This window comes from Pseudomonas sp. AL03 (assembly GCF_029960815.1).
In the GTDB taxonomy this organism is placed as follows: domain Bacteria; phylum Pseudomonadota; class Gammaproteobacteria; order Pseudomonadales; family Pseudomonadaceae; genus Aquipseudomonas.
Genome location: NZ_JASBRE010000005.1, coordinates 173,782 through 197,574, shown reverse-complemented (window position 1 = coordinate 197,574; position 23,793 = coordinate 173,782). Strand labels below are relative to the sequence as shown.

General features: G+C 58.5%; 24 protein-coding genes and 3 pseudogenes. 22 read left to right on the top strand and 5 right to left on the bottom strand.

From position 1 onward, the window contains the following. Window positions 1-237 precede the first annotated feature (237 nt). The 5 genes from QK293_RS07745 to QK293_RS07725 all read left to right on the top strand — a co-directional run bounded on the left by QK293_RS07745 (window position 238) and on the right by QK293_RS07725 (window position 3,010). On the top strand, window positions 238-828 hold the full coding sequence (locus QK293_RS07745; protein WP_282376568.1) for a cysteine hydrolase family protein: 591 nt from the start codon (window positions 238-240) through the stop codon (window positions 826-828). 131 nt (window positions 829-959) lie between these two features. Further along, entirely contained in the window at window positions 960-1,280 is a 321-nt protein-coding gene (locus QK293_RS07740; RefSeq protein ID WP_282376566.1) for a hypothetical protein, read from the top strand. Between the two features lie 76 nt (window positions 1,281-1,356). Continuing rightward, the gene (locus QK293_RS07735; protein ID WP_008146127.1) at window positions 1,357-1,914 is read left to right on the top strand and encodes a Smr/MutS family protein; all 558 of its coding nucleotides are present in this window, start codon (window positions 1,357-1,359) and stop codon (window positions 1,912-1,914) included. Between the two features lie 77 nt (window positions 1,915-1,991). Then, window positions 1,992-2,537: a GTP cyclohydrolase I FolE gene (gene folE / locus QK293_RS07730; protein ID WP_003204506.1), complete on the top strand. Its 546-nt coding sequence runs from the start codon at window positions 1,992-1,994 to the stop codon at window positions 2,535-2,537. 101 nt (window positions 2,538-2,638) lie between these two features. Next, window positions 2,639-3,010 carry a glutathione S-transferase N-terminal domain-containing protein gene (locus QK293_RS07725; protein WP_282376565.1) on the top strand — a complete coding sequence of 124 codons (372 nt, stop codon included), beginning with the start codon at window positions 2,639-2,641 and terminating at the stop codon, window positions 3,008-3,010. Window positions 3,011-3,094: 84 nt separating this feature from the next. On the opposite strand, the pseudogene QK293_RS07720 reads toward QK293_RS07725, so the two are convergent. Continuing rightward, window positions 3,095-3,280: pseudogene (locus QK293_RS07720) on the bottom strand (PLP-dependent aminotransferase family protein); the annotation flags it as partial. Between the two features lie 83 nt (window positions 3,281-3,363). On the opposite strand from QK293_RS07720, the pseudogene QK293_RS07715 reads away from it, so the two are divergent. The 3 genes and pseudogenes from QK293_RS07715 to QK293_RS07705 form a co-directional block, all read left to right on the top strand. Further along, window positions 3,364-3,735 (top strand): annotated as a pseudogene (locus tag QK293_RS07715) (MarR family transcriptional regulator); the annotation flags it as partial. Window positions 3,736-4,005: 270 nt separating this feature from the next. Continuing rightward, window positions 4,006-5,325, top strand: coding sequence for an NCS2 family permease (locus tag QK293_RS07710; RefSeq protein WP_282376647.1), 1,320 nt, complete (start codon window positions 4,006-4,008; stop codon window positions 5,323-5,325). Window positions 5,326-5,390: 65 nt separating this feature from the next. Next, window positions 5,391-6,017 carry a LysE family translocator gene (locus tag QK293_RS07705; RefSeq protein WP_282376564.1) on the top strand — a complete coding sequence of 209 codons (627 nt, stop codon included), beginning with the start codon at window positions 5,391-5,393 and terminating at the stop codon, window positions 6,015-6,017. A gap of 192 nt (window positions 6,018-6,209) precedes the next feature. Here QK293_RS07705 and uraH read toward each other — a convergent pair whose 3' ends face one another. Beyond that, window positions 6,210-6,563 (bottom strand): hydroxyisourate hydrolase, encoded by a 354-nt coding sequence (uraH, locus tag QK293_RS07700; protein ID WP_282376563.1) that lies wholly within the window; start codon window positions 6,561-6,563, stop codon window positions 6,210-6,212. 432 nt (window positions 6,564-6,995) lie between these two features. Here uraH and puuE point away from each other — a divergent pair, with 432 nt between their 5' ends. From puuE to QK293_RS07665, 7 genes are all read left to right on the top strand, one after another. Then, window positions 6,996-7,922: an allantoinase PuuE gene (gene puuE, locus QK293_RS07695; RefSeq protein WP_059404690.1), complete on the top strand. Its 927-nt coding sequence runs from the start codon at window positions 6,996-6,998 to the stop codon at window positions 7,920-7,922. After that, on the top strand, window positions 7,919-8,431 hold the full coding sequence (uraD, locus tag QK293_RS07690) for a 2-oxo-4-hydroxy-4-carboxy-5-ureidoimidazoline decarboxylase (RefSeq protein ID WP_282376561.1): 513 nt from the start codon (window positions 7,919-7,921) through the stop codon (window positions 8,429-8,431). Before puuE ends, uraD begins: the two co-directional genes overlap by 4 nt. A gap of 89 nt (window positions 8,432-8,520) precedes the next feature. Next, entirely contained in the window at window positions 8,521-9,516 is a 996-nt protein-coding gene (gene alc / locus QK293_RS07685) for an allantoicase (RefSeq protein ID WP_282376560.1), read from the top strand. 139 nt (window positions 9,517-9,655) lie between these two features. Then, on the top strand, window positions 9,656-10,159 hold the full coding sequence (locus tag QK293_RS07680; protein ID WP_010456681.1) for an ureidoglycolate lyase: 504 nt from the start codon (window positions 9,656-9,658) through the stop codon (window positions 10,157-10,159). A gap of 50 nt (window positions 10,160-10,209) precedes the next feature. Further along, window positions 10,210-11,502 (top strand): urate hydroxylase PuuD, encoded by a 1,293-nt coding sequence (locus QK293_RS07675; RefSeq protein ID WP_282376559.1) that lies wholly within the window; start codon window positions 10,210-10,212, stop codon window positions 11,500-11,502. A 257-nt stretch (window positions 11,503-11,759) separates the two neighbouring features. Continuing rightward, window positions 11,760-12,545: an outer membrane protein OmpK gene (locus tag QK293_RS07670; RefSeq protein ID WP_282376558.1), complete on the top strand. Its 786-nt coding sequence runs from the start codon at window positions 11,760-11,762 to the stop codon at window positions 12,543-12,545. A 375-nt stretch (window positions 12,546-12,920) separates the two neighbouring features. Beyond that, window positions 12,921-13,706 carry an outer membrane protein OmpK gene (locus QK293_RS07665; protein ID WP_282376557.1) on the top strand — a complete coding sequence of 262 codons (786 nt, stop codon included), beginning with the start codon at window positions 12,921-12,923 and terminating at the stop codon, window positions 13,704-13,706. Between the two features lie 87 nt (window positions 13,707-13,793). Here the strand turns inward: QK293_RS07665 and QK293_RS07660 are convergent, their stop codons facing one another. Next, entirely contained in the window at window positions 13,794-14,948 is a 1,155-nt protein-coding gene (locus tag QK293_RS07660) for a patatin-like phospholipase family protein (RefSeq protein WP_282376556.1), read from the bottom strand. A 35-nt stretch (window positions 14,949-14,983) separates the two neighbouring features. After that, window positions 14,984-15,916, bottom strand: a complete 933-nt coding sequence (locus tag QK293_RS07655; RefSeq protein ID WP_282376555.1) for a lipid A biosynthesis lauroyl acyltransferase — start codon at window positions 15,914-15,916, stop codon at window positions 14,984-14,986. Window positions 15,917-16,034: 118 nt separating this feature from the next. On the opposite strand from QK293_RS07655, the gene minC reads away from it, so the two are divergent. The 7 genes and pseudogenes from minC (at window position 16,035) to QK293_RS07615 (ending at window position 21,571) form a co-directional block, all read left to right on the top strand. Beyond that, window positions 16,035-16,772: a septum site-determining protein MinC gene (gene minC / locus QK293_RS07650; protein ID WP_282376554.1), complete on the top strand. Its 738-nt coding sequence runs from the start codon at window positions 16,035-16,037 to the stop codon at window positions 16,770-16,772. Window positions 16,773-16,972: 200 nt separating this feature from the next. Continuing rightward, window positions 16,973-17,785: a septum site-determining protein MinD gene (minD, locus tag QK293_RS07645; RefSeq protein WP_282376553.1), complete on the top strand. Its 813-nt coding sequence runs from the start codon at window positions 16,973-16,975 to the stop codon at window positions 17,783-17,785. Further along, the gene (minE, locus tag QK293_RS07640; protein ID WP_007898843.1) at window positions 17,785-18,039 is read left to right on the top strand and encodes a cell division topological specificity factor MinE; all 255 of its coding nucleotides are present in this window, start codon (window positions 17,785-17,787) and stop codon (window positions 18,037-18,039) included. The genes minD and minE overlap by 1 nt, the downstream gene beginning before the upstream one ends. Before the next feature lie 181 nt (window positions 18,040-18,220). Further along, window positions 18,221-18,856, top strand: coding sequence for an RluA family pseudouridine synthase (locus QK293_RS07635; RefSeq protein WP_282376552.1), 636 nt, complete (start codon window positions 18,221-18,223; stop codon window positions 18,854-18,856). Between the two features lie 158 nt (window positions 18,857-19,014). Beyond that, window positions 19,015-19,859, top strand: a pseudogene (locus QK293_RS27580) (hypothetical protein). 106 nt (window positions 19,860-19,965) lie between these two features. Continuing rightward, window positions 19,966-21,255, top strand: coding sequence for a M18 family aminopeptidase (locus QK293_RS07620; RefSeq protein ID WP_282376548.1), 1,290 nt, complete (start codon window positions 19,966-19,968; stop codon window positions 21,253-21,255). Window positions 21,256-21,394: 139 nt separating this feature from the next. After that, entirely contained in the window at window positions 21,395-21,571 is a 177-nt protein-coding gene (locus tag QK293_RS07615) for a hypothetical protein (RefSeq protein ID WP_282376547.1), read from the top strand. 355 nt (window positions 21,572-21,926) lie between these two features. On the opposite strand, the gene QK293_RS07610 is transcribed toward QK293_RS07615, so the two are convergent. Further along, complete coding sequence (locus tag QK293_RS07610) at window positions 21,927-23,600, bottom strand: DEAD/DEAH box helicase (protein ID WP_129436966.1); 1,674 nt, start codon at window positions 23,598-23,600, stop codon at window positions 21,927-21,929. Window positions 23,601-23,793 lie beyond the last annotated feature (193 nt).

Sequence of the window (23,793 nt, the reverse complement as noted above, 5' to 3'; positions counted from 1 at the left end):
GGGCAAACTCCAGAAAAAACGACTGGCGATTCTAACAGCCAAAACGCGTCACGACGACGCGGGAAAAACACCGGATCAGATGTAGGACTTATCTATTTTTTCAGTTGGCTATTGAACAGAATGAGTATCTTGACAAGGCTACAAGCCAGCAACGACGGTGCCTACGATGGTAGCGATTCACAGAACCGCTCAGCCAGAGGACAATGTCGCAAAAGCCCCACTCCAAGGAGCCCCAGAATGTCCGTTCCACAAACGATGTTTCAACTCAGCGGTCGCGGTTATCCGGCGGCCAAACTGAGCCAAGCGACGCTCATCATCATCGATGCTCAGAAAGAATACCTCAGTGGCCCGTTGGCCCTGAGCGGCATGGATGCTGCCGTCGCGAACATCAAGCAACTGGTGGCCGCTGCCCGTGCAGCCGGCCGACCGATCGTACATGTACGTCACCTCGGCACCGTCGGCGGGCTGTTCGATCCCCAGGGCGAGCGCGGCGAGTTCATTCCGGGCCTCGAACCCCTGGGCGACGAAACCATTATCGGTAAACTGCTGCCGAGCGCGTTCCACGGTACGCCCCTGTACGATCGTCTGCAGGATCTTGGTTCACTGGACCTGATCGTCTGCGGTTTCATGAGTCATTCCAGCGTCAGCACCACAGTGCGGGCGGCGAAGAACCTGGGCTTTCGTTGCACACTGATGGAAGATGCCTGTGCCACCCGCGACCTGCCTTACAAGGGCGGGGTACTCAGCGCCGAGCACGTTCAGCAGACCGAAATGGCGATCATGGCGGACAACTTCGCCACCCTCGCCCTGACCCACGATCTGATCTGATCGACTTCAGATGAGCGGTTCATGCCGCCGCTCATCCGCAAAAGCCTCTCATTTGCTGCAATTGCCCTAGCCTCAGGAACATCTCGGTCAACTCCCGGTCGAAGGGCCGATACCCATTGAGGAAGGTCGGAATGAAGTTATCCGATGGTTTTGACGCACGCCGCTTGCGGCCCAAAGGCCAACGCAACTGGCGTTTTCGATTCGGCGCAGCCTTTGCCGCCCTGCTGGCGATGTGCGGTGTGTTGCTGGCGATGGCCGGTGCTGCCAGCCTGCTCGGCCACGCACCTGCCTTGGGCGAGCTGAATGCCAGCCCGGCCGGGTCGGCAGTGATTCTGGCGGTTGGCCTGTTCGTGCTGTACATCGGCGTGTGGCTGTGGCGTCACTGCCGTCGTCGCTCGCGTCAGTCGCGTGAACTGAACATCTCCCCGCACCTGATGAAAAAACACGACTGAGCCGTACGCTTCGCGTTTTCTCGCGCCCCGATTCGTCTCGAGTTGGGTAAACTGGCCGCCCTTCGCGGAGGCTGACATGCAAGACGACGATTTTTCCCTGTTCAAAAGCGCGATCCAAGGCGTCAAGCCGATCAAACACGATCGCGCCGAAACCGGCAAACCCAAAGCTGACCGCGCACAAATCGCCAAACTGCGCCAGGCCGCCACCGTGCGCACCGATGCCACCACCGTTGACGGACTGTCCGATCAGTTCGTCATTGATGTAGGCCCGGAAGACGAGCTGATGTGGGCGCGTGACGGCGTTCAGGAAAGCCAGATGCGCAAGCTCAAGATCGGCCAGATTCCGTTCGAAGGCAGCCTCGACCTCCATGGCATGAGCGTGGAAAAGGCCCGGGAAACCCTCTGGGCGTTTCTGGCCGAAGCGACCAAATTCGAAATCCGTTGCGTGCGCGTCACCCACGGCAAGGCTGTGCGTCTGGACGGCAAGCGACCGATGATCAAAAGCCACGTCAACACCTGGTTGCGCCAGCATTCACAGGTGCTCGGCTTCACCTCGTGCCAAGCGAAACACGGCGGTGCCGGCGCGGTGTATGTGATGCTCAAACGGACCATGATGGAAGGTCGCGACGAGTAAAGCTGTCGCTTCACGCTTGCAGCGCCGTGTTTGCCACCGTACCCTTGCCCTTTGCGAAAATCCCCACAGGTAGTTTCATGTCCCTGGAACAGAATTACACGGCCATCCTTGGTCAACTTGGCGAGGACGTCTCCCGCGAGGGCCTGCTCGACACGCCAAAGCGTGCCGCCAAAGCCATGCAGTACCTTTGCCGCGGCTATGAACAGACACTGGAAGAAGTCACCAACGGTGCCTTGTTCAGCTCCGATAACAGCGAAATGGTGCTGGTCAAGGACATCGAGCTTTACTCGTTGTGCGAACACCATCTGCTGCCGTTCATCGGCAAGGCCCACGTCGCCTACATCCCTAGCGGCAAGGTGCTAGGGCTGTCGAAAGTCGCGCGGATCGTCGATATGTATGCGCGCCGCCTGCAGATCCAGGAAAACCTCAGCCGCCAGATCGCCGATGCGGTCCAGCAAGTCACCGGCGCCCTGGGCGTTGCCGTGGTGATCGAGGCCAAGCACATGTGCATGATGATGCGCGGTGTGGAGAAGCAGAATTCGTCGATGATCACGTCGGTGATGCTCGGTGAGTTCCGCGAAAACGCGGCCACGCGCAGCGAATTTCTCAGCCTGATCAAGTAATTCGCAGCACGAAGAAAACCGGCATTCATCGCCGGTTTTTTTTCGCCTGCAAAAATCAGGTAAGCTGCGCGCCTTCGTTTGCCCCCTGTGAGGCTTATACCGTGTTCGTAAAAGCGCTTCGTGTCGGCCTTGGCCAACTGATCATCTTCATCGACTTCATCACCCGCCCCGGCAAAAAGCAGCGCCCTGCCGAGGTTCAGGCTCAGGTCAACACGGCTGCCAAGGGCTTGACCCTGTATCAGTTCCACGCCTGCCCATTCTGCGTGAAAACCCGCCGCACCCTGCGCCGCTTGAACGTGCCAGTGGCATTGCGCGATGCGAAGAACAACGAACAGGATCGCCAGACCCTGCTGGAACACGGCGGCAAGATCAAGGTTCCGTGCCTGCGCATCGAAGAGAATGGCCAGACCACCTGGATGTACGAGTCCAAGGTGATCATTGATTATCTGGACAAGCGGTTTGCCGCTGCCTGAAGCAGGCTCAGATTTCAAACAATAATAAACCGGCTCATTGGCCGGTTTATTCGTTTTTACCCCTCCCCTCTCTCACCAGCAGCCTCAGGCCGCTTGCGCTGCCTGGGCCTGGCGAACCACCCCTGCCAGCCGTTTGAGCCCTTCGTCTAGTCGTGGCGGGTCGATGTCGCTGAAGTTCAGTCGCAGATGCCCTGGATTGTTGTCGGGCTCGGGGAAGAATGGCTCGCCCGGCATGAACGCCACATCCGCTGCCAGTGCAGCCTTGAGCAACACTCGACCTTCGGCAGCATGACTTCGGCCGGCAAGCCACCGGCGAACGACATCACTTCCGGGCGCTGGGCGGCGGCGAGGATTTCACCGCGAAGGCCGACGAAATGCTCGAGCGTCGTGGCTTGAGCCGGGTGCATCAACGCATCGTGTTTTTCATCGCCCGCTACCCGAACCTGAGCGTCAAGGAACTGCTGGCATTGCTCGGGGTGACGAAGCAGGCGCTGAACATTCCGCTGCGGCAGTTGGTGGAAATGCATCGGGTGGACAGCGTCGCATCCGAGACCGACAAGCGTAAGCGCTTGCTGACCGATGATGGTGCGCGGCTTGAGCAGTCGTTGCGGCGTGAGCAGGTGAAATTGCTCGAGCGGGTGTTTGCCGAGGCCGGGGAGACGGCGGTGAACGGGTGGTTGGCGGTGAACCTGGCTTTGGGCAAAACCCAAGTGCCAGCCGAGTAACTCTCGTTCCCACGCGCCGGCGTGGGAACGATCATCCCTCGGCGATATACTCCTATTGCCAAACTTTTCGTCTACAAAATCAAAAACATTATTTGCTTTCTTTGTATACAAAAGCATAATCCACTTCGTGCGAGTTCCTGACCAAGCGGTCAATAAATTCGCAAGTGCCTCAAAGGGTCGCTGCCACCCTCATGGGTCCGGCCCTGGAAATAACAATAAAACTCTTGAGGAGTATTCGCTGTGGAAAGCCGCAAATCCGAAGCCCCGACGCTGGAACTCTCGCCGCCGTTACGCAATGGCTGGCTGGAGCGCATCTTTAAACTCAGCTTGCATGGCACCACGGTGAAGACCGAGCTGATTGCCGGTCTGACAACCTTCATCACCATGGCTTACATCATCTTCGTCAACCCCAACATCATGGCCGACGCCGGGATCGATCACGGTGCCGCGTTCGTCGCCACCTGTATCGCCGCCGCGCTGGGTTGTCTGTTGATGGGCCTGTACGCCAACTGGCCAGTCGGCCTCGCGCCAGGCATGGGCCTGAACGCCTTCTTCACCTACACCGTGGTCGGCACCATGGGCTACAACTGGGAAACCGCTCTGGGTGCAGTGTTCGTTTCCGGTGTGTTGTTCATGTTCCTGACCTTTTCCCGGATCCGCGAATGGCTGCTCAACAGCATCCCGGTCAGCTTGCGCTACGCCATGGGCGCCGGTGTGGGCTTGTTCCTCGGGCTGATCGGTTTGAAAACCGCTGGTATCGTCGTCGATAGCCCGGCCACCCTGATCAAACTCGGCTCCCTGCGCGAGCCTGGCCCGCTGCTCGCCGCCATCTGCTTCCTGATGATCGCCGTCCTCAGCTACCACAAAGTGTTCGGCGCGATTCTCATCAGTATCATCACCGTCACCCTGGCCGGTTGGGGCCTTGGGCTGGTGCACTACGAGGGGATCATGTCGGCCCCGCCGAGCCTGGCTCCGACCTGGATGGCCATGGATGTCGCCGGCGTGTTCAACATCAGCATGATCAGCGTGGTGCTGGCCTTCCTCTTCGTGCATATGTTCGACACCGCCGGCACCTTGATGGGCGTTGCCCAGCGCGCCGGTCTGGTGAACGCCGATGGAAAGATCGAAAACCTTTCCCGCGCCCTCAAAGCCGACAGTGCATCCAGCGTGTTCGGTGCGGTGGTCGGTGTTCCGCCGGTCACCAGCTACGTGGAAAGTGCCGCAGGTGTTGCCGCGGGTGGTCGGACTGGTCTTACCGCTGTGACCGTAGGTGTGCTATTTATTGCCGCAATGTTTTTCGCTCCGCTGGCTGGCATGATCCCCGCTTACGCAACCGCCGGTGCGCTGATTTATGTGGCGATGCTGATGATGGGCGGCATGGCTCACATCGAATGGGACGAAGCGACCGACAGCATTCCGGCGATCGTCACCGCGATCATGATGCCCCTGACCTTCTCTGTCGCCGACGGCATTGCGCTGGGCTTTATCACTTACGTGGTACTGAAGGCCTGTACCGGTAAGCACAAGGAAATTTCCATCAGTCTGTGGGTGCTCTGCGCGATCTTCATCGCCAAGTTCGTTTTCTTGTAAGCCGTACACGCTTCAAAACAGCCTCACCCGGTCGGGTGAGGCTTTTGTGCAAATGGAGGAAAGTGATGAGTCTGGAAACCTGGCTGCTGTTCAGTGGCGCTGCGCTGGTGGTGATCCTGATCCCTGGGCCACTGTCTTTGCTGATGATCAGCAACAGTCTGAATTACGGTTTGCGCCGTTCGTACCCGGCGTTTCTGGGAGGCGTGATTGCGTCGATCTGTTTGCTCAGTGCTTCGGCGCTGGGTTTGGGCGCCTTGCTGCTGGCGTCGGAACAGCTGTTCAGTGCCCTGAAGATCGTCGGTGCGCTGTACCTGTTTTACCTGGCCTGGCAGAGCTGGCAGCAATCGCGTCAGCCCTCCCACGGCGCTGAAGTGCCCCAGGCTGCACCGGCTCCACGCTTTCGCGCACTGTTCGGGCGCGCGTTTGTGCTGGGCGCGAGCAACCCGAAAGACATTCTGTTCTTTGCTGCTTTCCTGCCGCAGTTCCTCAACGCCGAGCAACCGTTCCTGCCGCAGTTACTGGTGATGATAGTGACTTGGACCGTGCTGGATCTGCTGTGCAAATTGGGTTATGGGCTGGGTGCCCACGGGGCGGCGCGGTATTTGCGCAGTGGCAAGGGTCAGAACTGGTTTAACCGGATCAGTGCGGGGTTGTTCAGTGGTGCGGGCGCGGCATCCTTGTTGAGCCGCTGAAGAGCAAAAGCATCGCGGGCAAGCCCGCTCCCACAGGTTCTGTGAACGCCACAGCTCACTGTGTGTGTGCGGGCTTGCCCGCGATGGCGCCTGACCTGGCACCTACTTTCTCAAGGACGAAAAAAAGCCCGCAGTGTGAGCGGGCGAAAGACCAAAGAAGCTGTATGCGCAGGATTTTTTGGGGGGAAAGTCCTAGCTTCCTCTGTAGGTCGAATAGCTGTACGGCGAAATCAGCAATGGCACATGGTAGTGATCCTGTTCCGCAGAGATGCCGAAACGCAGCACCACTACATCCAGGAACGCAGGTTCCGGCAGCTGAACGCCACGGGCGCGGTAGTAATCGCCCGCATGAAACTGAACCTGATAGACCCCGGAGCGATAGTCATCGCCTTGCAGCAGCGGTGCATCGACACGGCCATCGCTGTTGGTCATCGCAGTGGCGACCCATTCCAGCTGCGACCCTTCAACGCGGTACAACTCGACCTTGATCGAGCTGCCCGGGCAACCGTGTGCAGCGTCCAAAACGTGTGTAGTCAAACGTCCCATTGATTCTGCGCGCCTGCCTGCTTAGAGCAGTCAGACCTCGCGCCTCCCGAAGTCAGTTGAAAGGAGACCGCACCGATTCGGAGCACGAAAAGCTGCGGCGAGCGACTGATTAAGACACTTTTCAACAAAATTGTACACAATAAAAATCACATTTTTACGACGATGTACGCTCCTCATTGATTCGTACCGAATCTGGCGTTGAACCATAGGATCAAAGGACCTTCCATCCATTAGCTGACCAATCAGGCAGGTTTCTTGCAATAACATGTGAAGATGACAGTCAGTGAAAAATGCAAAAAATCAGGCTTACAAAGCGGATATAAAGTTGTATACAATCATCCCATCGCTGTGACGCCAGTCTGTCATCAAACTGCCAGGCCGCCACACAACCCTGACCTTGAACAAGTCGAACGAATAAGAAGGAAGACTGCAGTGAGCGCTGACTACCCACGCGACCTGATCGGTTACGGCAGTAACCCTCCTCACCCCCACTGGCCGGGCAATGCTCGCATCGCCTTGTCCTTCGTGCTCAATTACGAGGAAGGTGGCGAGCGCAATATCCTGCACGGCGATAAAGAATCCGAAGCCTTCCTCTCGGAGATGGTCTCGGCGCAGCCGCTGCAAGGCGCGCGCAACATGAGCATGGAATCCCTTTACGAGTATGGCAGCCGTGCCGGCGTCTGGCGGATTTTGAAACTGTTCAAGGAATTCGACATCCCGCTGACCATCTTCGCCGTGGCCATGGCCGCCCAGCGTCACCCGGACGTGATCCGCGCGATGGTTGATGCCGGCCACGAGATCTGCAGCCACGGCTACCGCTGGATCGACTACCAGTACATGGACGAAGCGCAGGAACGCGAGCACATGCTCGAAGCGATCCGCGTCCTCACCGAAATCACCGGCGAGCGCCCACTGGGCTGGTACACCGGCCGCACCGGTCCGAACACCCGTCGTCTGGTGATGGAAGAAGGCGGCTTCCTCTACGACTGCGACACCTACGACGACGACCTGCCCTACTGGGAACCAAACAACCCGACCGGCAAGCCGCACCTGGTGATTCCGTACACGCTGGACACCAACGACATGCGCTTCACCCAGGTTCAGGGTTTCAACAAGGGCGACGATTTTTTTGAATACCTCAAAGACGCCTTCGACGTGCTGTATGCCGAAGGCGCCGAAGCACCGAAGATGCTCTCGATCGGCCTGCACTGCCGTCTGATCGGCCGTCCGGCGCGTCTGGCCTCGCTCAAACGCTTTATCGAGTACGCTAAAAGTCATGAACAGGTGTGGTTCAGCCGTCGCGTCGACATCGCTCGCCACTGGCACGAAACCCACCCGTACCAAGGGGCCGCAAAATGAGCCACTTCCAAACCCTGAAGCCCTCGACCCTGAGCCGCGATGCCTTCGTCGCCGCCTTCGCCGATATCTACGAACATTCGCCATGGGTGGCCGAAAAGGCCTTCGACCTGGGTCAGGCTTCGATCGACGAGATCGAAACCCTGCACCAACGCATGAGCGACATCCTGTTGAGCGCCGATCACGAAAGCCAATTGGCACTGATCAACGCTCACCCGGACCTGGCCGGCAAAGCCGCCGTCCAGGGCCAGCTTACCGCAGCCAGCACTCAAGAACAGTCTGGCGCGGGTATTCACCAATGCACGGCCGAAGAGTTTTCTCGCTTCACCGAGCTGAACGATGCCTACAAAGCCAAGTTCAAGTTTCCCTTCATCATGGCGGTAAAAGGTAGCAACCGGCATCAGATCCTCGCGGCGTTCGAAACGCGCATTCACAACTCGGCGGATACCGAATTCAAATGCGCGCTGGCGGAGATCAACAAGATTGCGTTGTTCCGATTACTGACCCTATAAGCGAGCCTGGCCCGAGTGCTCTTAAACGCGAAAAATACCCAGGGCCCTGCAAGCATCCCAAGCCAACTTATTAAAGGCAGACAAGAAGAATGAAAGCTCACGCCGTACCTTTCGAGAAGTTCGTCAACCTGGCCGACGCCCGTCTGGGCACCAAAATCATCTCGGTCACCGATGACTGGTTCGCTGATGCCAACCGCCTGTTCCAGCCGACCCCGGCTGTGTGGAAAGAAGGCGTGTTCGATGACAACGGCAAGTGGATGGACGGCTGGGAGTCGCGCCGCAAGCGCTTCGAAGGCTACGACAGCGCGGTAATCCGCCTGGGCGTTCCAGGCTCGATCAAAGGCGTGGACATCGACACTTCATTCTTCACCGGCAACTTCCCGCCGTCGGCCTCTCTGGAAGCGTGCTTCCTGGCCTCGGGCGAGCCGGACGAAAGCACCCAGTGGACTGAAGTGCTGTCGGCCGTCGAGCTGCAAGGCAACAGCCACCACTTCCACGAAATCAACAACGACCAGGCCGTCAGCCACCTGCGCTTCAACATCTACCCGGATGGTGGCGTGGCCCGTCTGCGTGTTTACGGTATTCCGTTCCGCGACTGGTCCGCTGTTGGCGACAACGAACAGGTTGACCTGGCTGCAGCGCTGAACGGCGGCCGCGCCCTCGCCTGCTCCGACGAACACTTCGGTCGCATGAGCAACATCCTCAACCCGGGCCGTGGCATCAACATGGGCGACGGCTGGGAAACCGCACGTCGTCGTACCCCTGGCAATGACTGGGTCATCGTCGCGCTGGGTCATCCGGGCGAGATCGAGAAAATCATCGTCGACACCCTGCACTTCAAAGGTAACTACCCGGATACGTGCTCGATCCAGGGCGCCTTCGTCAAGGGCGGTACTGACAGCCAGATCGAAACCCAATCGCTGTTCTGGCGCGAATTGCTACCGGCGCAGAAACTGGAAATGCACGCCGAACACACGTTCGCCGAGCAGATCAAGGCACTGGGTCCCATCACCCACATCCGCCTGAACGTGTTCCCGGATGGTGGTGTGAGCCGCCTGCGGGTTTTGGGCAAGGTCGCGAAGTAACATCCGATCGTTCCCACGCTCTGCGTGGGAATGCATCACCGGACGATCTGCGTCCGCATTGGATGTGACGCGGAGCGTCACGGGCTGCATTCCCACGCGGAGCGTGGGAACGATCAAACTCAACGAAAAGAAGACCAGCATGCGCACATTGACGATTGAACCGCTGACCAAAGAAGCCTTCGCCCCTTTCGGTGACGTGATCGAAACCGACGGCAGCGATCACTTCATGATCAACAACGGTTCGACCATGCGCTTTCACAAACTGGCGACGGTGCAAACCGCCACGCCAGAGGACAACGCGATCATCAGCATTTTCCGCGCCGACGCGCAGGACATGCCGCTGACCGTCAGCATGCTGGAGCGTCACCCGCTGGGTAGCCAGGCTTTCATTCCGCTGCTCGGCAACCCCTTTCTGATCGTGGTCGCGCCACTTGGCGATGAACCTGTATCAGGCTTGGTCCGCGCCTTCGTTACCAACGGCAGGCAGGGCATTAACTACCATCGCGGCGTTTGGCACCATCCGGTGCTGACGATCGAAAAGCGGGATGACTTCCTGGTGGTTGATCGCAGTGGCACAGGCAACAACTGCGATGAGCATTTTTTCAAAGAGGATGAGCGTTTGATCCTTGCCCCCCACCAATAAGAGAAGGTCTGATCACTCGACGACAGAGTGACAGGCGAGAGGTAAAGACTGTGGAAGCACATCTGTTGGAATGGCTGAACCTGAGCGTACGCTGGGTTCACATGATTACTGGCGTGGCCTGGATCGGCGCGTCGTTCTATTTCGTCTGGCTGGAAAACAACCTCAATCGGGTCAACCCGAAAAGTGGCTTGGCGGGCGATTTGTGGGCGATCCACGGCGGCGGTATCTATCACCTGGAAAAATACAAACTGGCCCCACCGACCATGCCGGACAACCTGCACTGGTTCAAATGGGAAGCCTATTTCACCTGGCTGTCGGGGATCGCGTTGTTGTGCGTGGTGTTCTACTCCAACCCGACGCTGTACCTGCTCGCACCGGGCAGCAGCCTGACCGGCCCTGAAGGAGTTGCCCTGGGCATCGCCTCGCTGTTCGTCGGCTGGTTCGTCTACTCATTCCTTTGCGACTCGGCCCTGGGCAAACGCCCTGCCTTGCTCGGCTTCATCCTGTTCGTGCTGATCATTGGTGCCGCTTACGGCTTCAGCAAAGTGTTCAGTGGTCGGGGTGCGTACCTGCACGTCGGCGCGATCATCGGCACCATCATGGTCGGCAACGTGTTCCGCATCATCATGCCGGCGCAGCGCGCATTGGTGGCGGCGATTGCCGAGAACCGCACGCCGGACCCGGCGCTGCCGGCCAAAGGCTTGCTGCGTTCGCGTCACAACAACTACTTCACCTTGCCGGTGCTGTTCATCATGATCAGCAACCACTTCCCGAGCACCTACGGCAGCCAATACAACTGGCTGATCCTGGCCGGGATCGCGGTATTGGCGGTGTTGGTGCGTCACTACTTCAACACCCGCCACGACAGCCACAAGTTCGCCTGGACCATGCCCGTCGCAGCAGTGGGCATGATCTGCCTGGCGTACGTGACTGGCCCGGCGCAGATGTCCAGTGCACCTGAAGTAGCCAAGGCACCTGGCACCATCGAGTACCAGCCGCTGCCGGAAACCGCCCTCGGTGGAGGTGCCAAACCTGCCGCCGCGAAGCCTGCTGAAGCGCCGGTTCAGGCTGCGAACGCCGGACCAAGTTACGACAAGGTGCACAGCGTGATTCAGGAACGTTGCTCGGTTTGCCATTCCGCCAAACCGACCAGCCCGCTGTTCAGCGCTGCACCGGGCGGCGTGATGTTCGACACTCCCGAGCAGATCCGTCAGAACGCCGCACGCATCCAGGCTCAAGCCGTCACCAGCCAGATCATGCCGCTGGGCAACATCACCCAGATGACCCAGCAGGAACGTGACCTGATTGGCGCGTGGATTGTTCAGGGAGCTCCAACCAACTAAGCAACAAAGCTTCGCGGGCAAGCCTCGCTCCTACAGGATTTGTGTTGTTCCCGTAGGAGCGAGCCTGCTCGCGAATGGCCGCACCGCGGTCAACCTGATACAAAAATCACAAGAATAAAAAAGATCCGAGGTCGGCCATCAACGACTGCCACGCCCACCCGCATTGACACACTAAAAGCCATACAACCTGTGGGAGCAGTTGCTCCCCCAGTGGCCACACCTGCGCCTCAAACAATAAAAACAAGAGGGAGCAACAGATGATTCGGACACAGACAAACATGCTGTTGGGCGGTGGTCTTTTGGCCGCCAGCCAAGCCATGGCCGGCGATTTACTGCTGTGGCAGACCAACAGCCTGAGCTATTTGTACGGCAAGAACTTCGCAATCAACCCGTCGATCCAGCAGACGGTGACGTTCGAGCACGCCGACAAATGGAAGTACGGCGACAACTTCCTGTTCGTCGACAAGATCTTCTACAACGGCCAGGAAGACCGAAACAAAGGGCCCCACGCCTTCTACGGCGAGTTCAGCCCACGCCTGTCCTTCGGCAAAATCCTCGACCGCCGCTTCGAATACGGCCCGATCAAGGACGTACTGCTCGCGATGACTTATGAGTACGGCGAAGGCGACAGCGAAGCCTACCTGATCGGCCCGGGTTTCGACCTCGCGGTGCCGGGCTTCAACTATTTCACCCTGAATTTCTATCGTCGCCAGACCGAAGGCCCGCGCCCCGGCGATGGTGTCTGGCAGATCACGCCGGCCTGGTCCTACAGCATTCCATTGGGCAATTCAGACCTGTTGTTCGACGGCTACCTGGACTGGGTGGTCAACAACGATCAGAACGCCCGCGGTACCTACCACGCCAACCTGCACATCAATCCGCAGCTCAAATATGACCTCGGCAAAGCCCTGGGCTGGGGCCAGAAACAAGTCTACGTCGGCACCGAATACAGCTACTGGAAGAACAAGTACGGGGTCGAAAACAGCTCGAACCTGGACACTAACCAAAACACCGCCAGCCTGCTGGTGAAGGTGCACTTTTAAGATGGCCCGCAACCGTGCTCCAAACCTGCCGTCGGTGCGCTGTTGCGGGGCACTTGAGACCTGGCCAAGGAGTCAGTATTCTCCGCGGCCGCCTGAATCTGGGCAAAAAAAAAGCCCGGATTTAATTCCTGACCAGAAAGCCAACTTATCCCGGCTCTGGACGGTACCAAGGCACTCCAAAACCTCTCTCAATCGACTGCTCTTGAGCCGCCGAACGGGCGTTTTTTTGCTTTTTGAAAGCCTTGGCGCAGCTCTTGCCAACAGCACTGAAGCTGACCGATTGGATGATTTTTACAGCGACAGAAAAAGGCGCCACACCAGAGCGCCGACCTTAAAAAAATAACGTGGAACCACCTACTTTTTGGGAGCAACCGAATGAAACGTACGTGCACTAGCCTGATGCTGGCGGGATCTTTGCTTGCCGGGGGCCAGGCCATGGCCGGCGACTTGTTGCAATGGCAGAACAACAGCCTGACCTACCTGTATGGCAAGGACTTCCAGGTCAATCCGCGCATTCAGCAGACCGTGACTTTCGAACACGTCGACGGCTGGAAATATGGGGATAACTTCTTCTTCGTCGACAAGATCTTCTACAACGGCGACAAGGATTTCAACGTCGGCCCGAACACCTATTACGGTGAGTTCAGCCCACGAATTTCCCTGGGCAAGGTCCTCGACCAGAAAATCGAATTCGGCCCGGTCAAAGACGTGTTGCTGGCCATGACGTACGAGTTCGGTGAAGGCGATACCGAGTCCTACCTGATCGGTCCTGGTTTCGACCTGGCGATTCCGGGCTTCGACTACTTCCAGCTGAACTTCTATCAGCGCCATACCGAAGGCAGCCGTGCGGGCGACAACGTGTGGCAGATCACCCCGGTCTGGTCCTACACCATTCCCGTTGGCGATTCGAACATCCTGATCGATGGTTTCATGGACTGGGTGGTCGACAACGACTCCAACTCCAAAGGCGACTACCACGCCAACCTGCACTTCAACCCACAGGTCAAATACGACTTGGGCAAGGCGTTGAATTTTGGTGAGAAACAATTGTATGTGGGTGTGGAGTACGACTACTGGTCGGACAAGTACGGGATCAAAGACAGCCAGTACTTCAAGACAGATCAAAGCACCACGAGCTTCCTGGTGAAGCTCCACTTCTGATGTAAAACCAAAAGATTGCAGCCTTTGCCAGCGCCTATGGACGTGCGCATCCGGGATAGGTGCTGGCGCAGGCTGCGATCTTTTGCTTTATGACAATCCCAAAAACCGGGACAACTCATCCCGCTTGGCCAACGCATCCCGCCGGCCTAGATCAATTAGCTCGCTGCAATACCCCGCCTCGAACAGGAGATAACTCAGCACCCCCGCCCCGCTCGTCTTGGTCGCACCCGGACCGCGCAGAAACAGGCGCAGCGCCGCCGGCAACTCCTGCCGATGCCGCGCCGCAATCTCATCGATCGGCTGACTCGGCGAAATCACCAGCACCTCCACCGGCGCTACACCCAGCGCGCGTGTCGGCGTGCCATCGGGCAGCAGATGACTGAACTGATTGAGTCGCTGCAGCAACTCGATGTCACTTTCCAGGCTGTCAATGAACGTACTGTTGAGCAGGTGCCCGCCGATCTGCGCCAGGCTCGGCTGCTGACCGGTGTAGGCACGCAGCAGCGGTTGTTCCGGGTCGACGCCACGGGGGTTGCCGCTGACGCCCACCACCAGCACTCGGCTGGCGCCCAGGTGCAGCGCCGGGCTGATCGGCGCCGACTGGCGTACCGCGCCGTCACCGAAATACTCTTCACCGATTTTCACTGGCGCGAACAGCAGCGGAATCGCTGAACTGGCCAGCAAGTGATCGACGGTCAATTGCGTGGGAACGCCGATTCGCCGATGGCGCAACCAGGCATTGATGGTGCCGCCGCCCTGATAAAAGGTCACCGCCTGACCGGACTCGTAGCCGAACGCGGTCACCGCAACCGCCTGCAACTGCTTCTGTGCAATGGCCTCGGCAATCCCGCTCATCTGCAGTTTGTCGTCGAGCAATCCGCGCAGCGGCGAACTGTTGAGCAAGGCCACCGGCACCTGAGCGCCAATCCCCAGCAAACTGCGGCTGACAAAACGGCTGGCCTGATGGATCACGCCCGGCCAGTCGCTGCGTAGCACCAGATGACTGCGAAAGCCCTGCCAGAAGGCTGTCAAACGTTGAATCGCACCACGGAAGTCCATTGCCCCACTGGCGAGACTGACCGCGTTGATCGCGCCGGCCGAGGTGCCGACGATCACCGGAAACGGATTCGCCGCGCCCACCGGCAGCAGCTCGGCAATCGCCGCCAGTACACCGACCTGATAGGCCGCCCGAGCCCCACCGCCGGAAAGAATCAACCCTGTAACCGGTTCAGCAGGACTCATCGCAACACTCCATGGTGCTTATAGGGATCGGTGGTTCAACCGCGTTTTGCGTACAACTTGGGTTCGCCCGGTGGGCGGCTCTTGAAGCGGCGATGAGCCCAGAGGTATTGCTGCGGACATTCGCGCAAGACGCCTTCGATCCACTGATTGATGCGGATGCAATCGGCCTCTTCGGTCTCGCCGGGGAAACCCTCGAGCGGCGCATGAATCACCAGTCGATAACCGCTGCCGTCAGCCAGACGCTCCTGAGTGAACGGCACCACCAGCGCCTTGCCCAACCGTGCAAACTTGCTGGTGGCGGTGACGGTCGCGGCCTGAACTCCGAACAGTGGCACGAAGATACTTTGCTTGGCGCCATAATCCTGATCCGGCGCGTACCAGATTGCCCGGCCGGCCCGCAGCAGTTTCAGCATGCCGCGAACGTCGTCGCGTTCCACCGCCAGCGAGTCGACGTTGTGCCGCTCGCGACCCAGGCGCTGGACGTAGTCGAACAACGGATTCTTGTGCTCGCGGTACATGCCGTCGATGGTGTGTTGCTGGCCGAGCAACGCCGCGCCGATTTCCAGCGTGGTGAAATGAATGGCCATCAGGATCACGCCTTTGCCGTCGCGCTGGGCCTTTTTCAAATGCTCCAACCCTTCGACATGGGCCAGTTTCGCCAGACGCTCGCGAGACCACCACCAGCTCATCGCCATCTCGAAAAACGCGATGCCCGTGGAAGCGAAGTTTTCCTTGAGCAGGCGCTTGCGCTCGGCCACGGTTTTTTCAGGGAAACACAGTTCGAGATTGCGCTTGGCAATGCGCCGTCTGTCGCCCGCTACTCGATACATCAATGCGCCCAGGGCGCGACCGATCGTCAGCAACGCCGGATACGGCAACTGGACAATCAGCCACAACAGCCCCAAGCCACACCACAGCGGCCAGAAACGTGGAGAAAGAAATGCTGTTCGAAAACGCGGGCGATCCATTAAAGGTTCCGGAAAGACGATGGCCGCGCATTCTACATCGTTCGACCCGGCTTGCGGCTCGCGGGCGTTCTCGTTATAAGTCTCGGCACTTTTAGTGACAAGTCGTTGTATGCCGACCATGAGCCAAACCGAACCGTTAGACCAAGATCCCGTGTTCCAGCTGAAAGGCAGCATGCTCGCCATTACGGTGCTGGAACTGGCCCGTAACGACCTCGAGAACCTTGATCGTCAACTGGCCGCCAAAGTCGCCCAGGCGCCTAACTTCTTCAGTAACGCGCCACTGGTGCTGGCCCTGGATAAACTTCCGGCCAGCGAAGGCGCAGTTGATCTGCCGGGTCTGATGCGCGTCTGCCGCCAGCATGGCCTGCGCACCCTGGCGATCCGCGCCAGCCGCATTGAAGACATCGCTGCGGCCATCGCCGTCGACCTGCCGGTGCTGCCACCGTCCGGCGCCCGGGAACGTGCGCTTGACCCGCACGAAGGCGTCGTTGCGAAAAAACCGGTAAAACCGCCGGAACCGACCATCAAACCAACGAAGATCATCACGTCGCCCGTACGTGGTGGCCAGCAGATTTATGCCCAGGGCTGCGATCTGGTCGTGATCTCGTCGGTCAGTCCGGGGGCGGAACTTCTCGCCGATGGCAACATCCATGTATACGGCCCGATGCGCGGTCGTGTGCTGGCCGGCGTCAAAGGCGACACGAAAGCCAGGATTTTCTGTCAGCAAATGAGCGCTGAACTGGTTTCCATAGCAGGCCACTACAAGGTTTCGGAGGATCTGCGTCGCGACCCTATGTGGGGCGCGGGCGTACAGATCTGCCTGTCGGGCGATGTGTTGAACATCATTCGGCTTTAACGGATACTGCCGCATTTTCCAAGCATCTCTAAAACGTAGCGAAAACGGCTCAAACGAAGTAGGAAAATGGCCATAGGCAGCGTTTACCCGAGGTAAGCGCCGTTCTGGACCGGATTCCAGCCAAGGCTGTCCGACTGCAGTCGTTTTTCTAGAGATGTTTTTCAGGGGCTAAATGTCCTTTTCCTTAGGGGTGAAACACCTTGGCCAAGATTCTCGTGGTTACATCCGGCAAGGGTGGTGTGGGTAAGACCACCACCAGTGCTGCTATCGGTACCGGCCTCGCACTGCGCGGCCACAAAACAGTCATCGTCGACTTCGACGTCGGTCTGCGTAACCTCGACCTGATCATGGGTTGCGAGCGCCGCGTGGTGTACGACTTCGTCAACGTGGTGAACGGCGAAGCCAACCTGCAACAAGCCCTGATCAAAGACAAACGCCTGGAAAACCTCTACGTACTGGCCGCCAGTCAGACCCGCGATAAAGACGCGCTGACCGTGGAAGGCGTGGAAAAGGTGTTGATGGCGCTGAAAGAAGACTTCGAATTCGTGGTCTGCGACTCCCCGGCCGGCATCGAGAAAGGCGCCCACCTGGCCATGTACTTCGCTGATGAAGCGATCGTCGTGACCAACCCGGAAGTGTCCTCGGTACGTGACTCGGACCGCATGCTTGGCCTGCTGGCCAGCAAGTCCCGCCGCGCCGAAAAGGGCGAAGAGCCGATCAAGGAGCACTTGCTGCTGACCCGCTACAACCCGCAACGGGTCAGTGACGGCGAAATGCTCGGCGTCGAAGACGTCAAAGATATTCTGGCCGTCACCCTGCTGGGTGTCATTCCGGAATCCCAAGCGGTACTCAAAGCGTCCAACTCGGGTGTGCCGGTGATTCTCGACGACCAGAGCGATGCCGGTCAGGCATACAGCGATGCGGTCGATCGTCTGCTGGGCAAAACCGTGGAGCATCGTTTTCTCGATGTAACGAAGAAGGGATTCTTCGAGCGCCTGTTTGGAGGTAGATAATGAATCTTTTTGACTTCTTTCGTGCCAGCAAAAAGGTCAGCACCGCGTCGGTAGCGAAAGAGCGTCTGCAGATCATCGTGGCGCACGAACGCGGCCAGCGCAGTACACCGGACTACCTGCCAGCCTTGCAGAAGGAATTGGTCGAGGTGATCCGCAAGTACGTCAATATCGGGTCCGATGACGTGCACGTCGCTCTGGAAAACCAGGGCAGCTGCTCGATTCTGGAACTCAATATCACCCTGCCTGACCGCTAGTCGATCAGACAGGAGTCACGGCGGCTCAGACCTCCTGGCACTTCGTAGGAGCGAAGCTTGCTCGCGAAGCAGGCAACTCGGTGTATCTGATAGATCGAGGTGATGCGTTCGCGAGCAAGCTTCGCTCCTACAGGGTGTGGGGGCCTGAGCCGCCGTTGGCGTTTGTTACGAGGCTGTTTTAATGCCGTTGTCCAACATCCGCATCATCCATCAGGACGCCGCCGTACTGGTGGTGAACAAACCGACCCTGCTGCTCTCCGTCCCTGGACGGGCCGATGACAACAAGGACTGCCTGATTACCCGCCTGCAAGAAAACGGCTACCCGGAAGCGCGAATCGTCCATCGCCTGGACTGGGAAACCTCCGGCATTATTCTGTTGGCCCGTGACCCCGACACGCATCGCGAGCTGTCTCGGCAATTTCATGACCGCGAAACCGAAAAGGCCTACACCGCCCTGTGCTGGGGCCAGCCGGTACTGGACAGTGGCAGCATCGATCTGCCCCTGCGCTACGACCCGCCGACCAAGCCACGCCATGTGGTGGACCATGAATTCGGCAAACATGCCCTGACCTTCTGGCGCGTATTGGAGCGTTGCGGCGATTGGTGTCGTGTCGAATTGACGCCGATCACCGGCCGATCCCATCAGTTGCGCGTGCACATGCTCTCCATCGGTCACCCGCTGCTGGGGGACGGGCTCTACGCCCACGAGCAAGCATTAGCAGCCTGGCCACGGCTGTGTCTGCACGCGAGCATGCTGAGCTTCACTCACCCGCAAAGCGGCGAACGCTTGCGCTTCGAGTGTCCTGCTCCTTTCTAAGCAGCGCTGAACCAAAAAAAACGCCCTTCCATTGAAGGGCGTTTTTATTTCTTGTTCAAAACGACGTGAAAATGGCGTGAAAATGGCGTGAAAATATTGTCATAAATCTGTAATGAAACGTAAAATGCCGGCACTTTGACAGCAGGCAGGAAGCCCTCGTGCTCAGCAACATGACATTCCAAGATGATTATCCTTTCACCTTCTGCCTCTTCAACACCACGCTGCACCTTAGCGAGCAACCCTCAGCCGAAGCGCAGCAGGCACTTGAGCAACTTATTCACAAACGACGCGCCCGCAAACTCACCCGTGCGAGTGCGCCGCTCACCTACGGTGACACCCCGCTGTTTGCCAAGGTCCAACCGCTGGATACGTTAAAGGCAAAAGTGCGCGTAACGTTTGGCAAACCACAGCGCAATGGCCGATTCGACTGGCCGCTGGAAGAGCTGATCAACACGCTCGAAGCGCAGCGCCGTGGCGTACGAATGCCTTCGCTGCAAGGGTTCGGTTACACCAAAGACCGACTGGGACTGACCCAGGAGTATTTCATTATCACGCGCCTGCTCGACGATCATATCGACGGTGTGCAATGGCTTAAACGCAACCCGGATAACGTCGAAACATTCATTCTCGATGCCTTCCAATTGCTGAACTCCCTGTCGCGCAAGAACATCACGAGCACATGGATTTCTGGGCCGGCAACATCATGATTCCGCAAACGCCGCAAACCCCACTCAAAGCCATCGACTTTGAAAACTGCTTTGCCGGCCAGACAAACCATCCAAGCGAAACCCTGGGTTTTCAGCTGGGCTTCTTCTATCGCCGGGACATCTACAAGCTCATCACCGAAGCCGCCTATGACCGCCTTGTGGACGACTATGTTCGGGAGATCCCCGGTATCTCGATGGAAAAATTCAACGAGGTGTACCTCGCGAGCAAACATCAATATGTAGGCCGCAAGCAACGTCGCGAAGTATTCCTCAATGGCAATCTGATCACCGGTTGACTCATCCTCCTCGCCATCCAGCAGGCGACGCACACCGAACGGCATTGCCTCTGCAATGCCGTGAGCCAATACGTTAAACTTGCGCCACTGCTGTCTGGAGCTACTTATGCGCGAAGAGTTGAACCAAGGCCTGATCGATTTCCTTAAGGCCTCCCCTACCCCATTTCATGCCACCGCCAGCCTTGTTCAGCGCCTGGAAGCGGCGGGCTATCAACGCCTCGACGAGCGCGAGCCATGGACCACCGAAGCCAACGGTCGCTACTACGTCACCCGTAACGACTCTTCGATCGTCGCGTTCAAGATGGGCCGTCATTCGCCCCTGCATGGCGGTATTCGCCTGGTCGGCGCGCACACCGACAGCCCGTGTCTGCGGGTCAAGCCCCAGCCGGAACTGCAACGCCAGGGCTTCTGGCAGCTGGGCGTCGAAGTCTATGGCGGCGCACTGCTGGCGCCATGGTTCGACCGCGACCTGTCATTGGCCGGCCGCGTGACCTTCCGTCGTGATGGCAAGGTCGAGAGCCAGTTGATCGACTTCAAGGCACCCATTGCCACCATCCCGAACCTGGCCATTCACCTTAACCGTGAAGCCAATATGGGCTGGGCGATCAACGCCCAGACCGAACTGCCGCCGATCCTCGCGCAATTTGCCGGTGACGAGCGTGTGGACTTCCGTGCCGTGCTGACTGATCAACTCGCCCGCGAACACGGCTTGAACGCCGACGTGGTGCTCGACTATGAGTTGAGTTTCTACGACACCCAAAGTGCTGCGGTCATCGGCCTGCATAGCGACTTCATCGCTGGCGCACGCCTGGACAATTTGCTGTCGTGCTATGCCGGCCTGCAAGCCTTGCTGACCACCGAAACCGACGAAACCTGCGTACTGGTCTGCAACGATCACGAAGAAGTCGGCTCCTGTTCAGCCTGCGGCGCCGACGGCCCGATGCTCGAGCAAACGTTGCGTCGTCTGTTGCCCGAAGGTGATGAGTTCGTACGGACCATTCAGAAATCCCTGCTGGTCTCGGCGGACAACGCCCACGGCGTGCACCCGAACTACGCCGACAAGCACGACGCCAACCACGGCCCGAAACTCAACGCCGGCCCGGTGATCAAGGTCAACAGCAACCAGCGCTACGCCACCAACAGCGAAACCGCCGGGTTCTTCCGCCATCTGTGCATGGCCGAAGAAGTACCGGTGCAGAGCTTCGTGGTGCGCAGCGACATGGGCTGTGGCTCGACCATCGGCCCGATCACCGCCAGCCACCTGGGCGTGCGCACCGTGGACATCGGCCTGCCGACCTTCGCCATGCACTCGATCCGTGAACTGTGCGGCAGCCATGATCTAGCGCACCTGGTCAAAGTGTTGAGCGCGTTTTACGCCTGCAGCGAGTTGCCGTAACCCGTGTAGGAGCATGGCTTGCCAGCGATGGCGATCTTAAGGACGCCTTCGCTGGCAAGCCATGCTCCTACAGGTGTTCACCACCGTTCACCAAATGCCACCTAGACTTTAACTACCCCTTCCGACAAGGCAGTCGCTCATGATCTCGATGTCTTCGTTTCACTCCATGCTGATCCCGATTCTCGCCGGGATGATCATGCTGGCAACCGGTTTCAATTTTCGCGACAAGAACGCCGGCGTGTTCGCGATGTGGATCGGCATGTTGATGATCCTCGCCACCGTGATCTTCAAGATCCTCGCCAAACTAAACGAATAAATCCTCACCCCTGGCCATTGATGGCATCGTCCACACCTTTCCGTTCAGCGAAATCAAAAGCATCAAGAACTACTCCCGGGAATTCGGTTACACGATCTTCCGGGTGGCAGTGGGAAGTTTCCCGAGCCTTCAACCTGTCACTCAAGCGCCACCTGGACGAACCCGTCGTGAAATCAGGCGCCTTCGGTCTTTAAGACAAACCGCGGCAACTTGATAGGCGACTGCTCCGTCCGAACGCGGCCCGAACCGAACCGAACGCAGCCTCGCAGGCTCGACAGCTGCTACAAAACGCAGGCAAAAAAATCCCCGAACCAGTCGGGGATTTTTATGTTCGATCAATCAGCCCGAGAGCGGATCAATCTTCGCGATAGCGACGCAGCTTCAACTGCTTACCAGCAACGCGAGTGTCCTTCAGCTTGGTCAGCAGACGCTCCAGACCATCTTCCGGCAGCTCAACGAGGCTGAAGCTGTCACGCACCTGGATGCGACCGATTGCTTCGCGAGCCAGACCACCCTCATTGAGGATAGCGCCCAGCAGGTTCTTGGCAGCGATACCATCACGCGCACCCAGCGCGGTACGGCAACGAGCACGACCTTCGGCCAATGGAACCGGAGCACGACGCTCGCGATCACCACGGTCCGGACGATCACCGGTACGCTCTGGACGATCGCCACGTGGTGCATTGTTCGGCACCAGTGGACGTTCTTTCTCGATCGCGGCCAGGGTCAGCGCCTGAGCGTTGGTCGCCTTGCGCAGCAGAGCAGCAGCCAGTGCACGCGGGGTGCAACCGATGTCGGCAGTCAGGCGATCCAGCAGATCACCGTGAGTCGATTCGGCATCAGCCACCAGCGGCGACAGGCTGTTGGTCAGTTTCTTGATGCGGGCATCGAGAACGGCCTGAGCGTCCGGCAGGCGAACTTCAGCAACTTTCTGACCGGTTACACGCTCGATCACTTGCAGCATGCGGCGCTCACGTGGAGTCACCAGCAGCAGTGCACGACCTTCGCGACCGGCACGGCCAGTACGGCCGATACGGTGAACGTAGGACTCTGGGTCGTACGGCATGTCAACGTTGAACACGTGAGTGATACGCGGAACGTCCAGACCACGAGCAGCAACGTCGGTCGCCACAACGATGTCCAGACGGCCATCCTTGAGGGATTCGATCACGCGCTCACGTTGGTTCTGAGCAATGTCACCGTTCAGCGCAGCGGCTTTGTAGCCTTTGGCTTCCAGGGCACTGGCCAGGTCCAGGGTCGCTTGCTTGGTGCGCACGAACATGATCAGGGCATCGAAGTCTTCAACTTCCAGCAGGCTCAATACAGCCGAGGTCTTCTGGTCAGCGTGAACCAACAGGTGAGCCTGTTCGATCGCGGTAACGGTCTGAGTCTTGGTCTGGATCTTCACGTGTTGCGGATCGCGCAGATGGCGTTCGGCAATGGCACGGATCGACTGCGGCAAGGTAGCCGAGAACAATACGGTCTGACGGGTGGGTGGCAGAGCCTTGAAGATAACTTCGAGGTCGTCCATGAAACCCAGTTTGAGCATTTCGTCCGCTTCGTCGAGCACCAGGTGGTTCACGGTCGACAGGACTTTTTCGTCACGACGCAGGTGGTCGCACAGACGGCCCGGAGTGGCGACAACGATCTGCGCGCCATTACGGATTGCTTTCAGTTGTGGACCCATAGGGGCGCCGCCGTAAACGGCCACAACGGTAACGCCCGGCATTTGCTTGGCGTAGGTTTCGAAAGCGGTTGCTACTTGCAGCGCCAACTCACGGGTTGGCGCCAGGATCAGGGCTTGCGGCTCGCGCTTAGCAGGATCGATGCGATGCAGAATCGGCAGGGCGAACGCAGCGGTTTTACCCGTACCGGTTTGCGCCTGACCAATCATGTCGTGGCCGGCCATGATGATCGGGATCGATTGATGCTGAATAGCCGAAGGCTCTTCGTAGCCAGTCGCGATGACGGCTGCAAGAATATTCGGATTAAGATTAAAAGCGGCGAAGCCGCCGGTTTCCTGGGTCATGGGTCTGCCTCTAAGTGCATCCGCAAAGACCCATGCTCCAAAGCTGCGCATGCCGTGTAAGACTCAAGAGTCGCCCTGGCTGCTTTGTCGGCGGGGATTTGCGAAAACGAATGAATGAAAAAGATTCGTCAAGGGAGAGTCCGCTGTACGGACGTGCAGCCGAAGCTGACTTCGGGAAATTGCGCTACCTAAA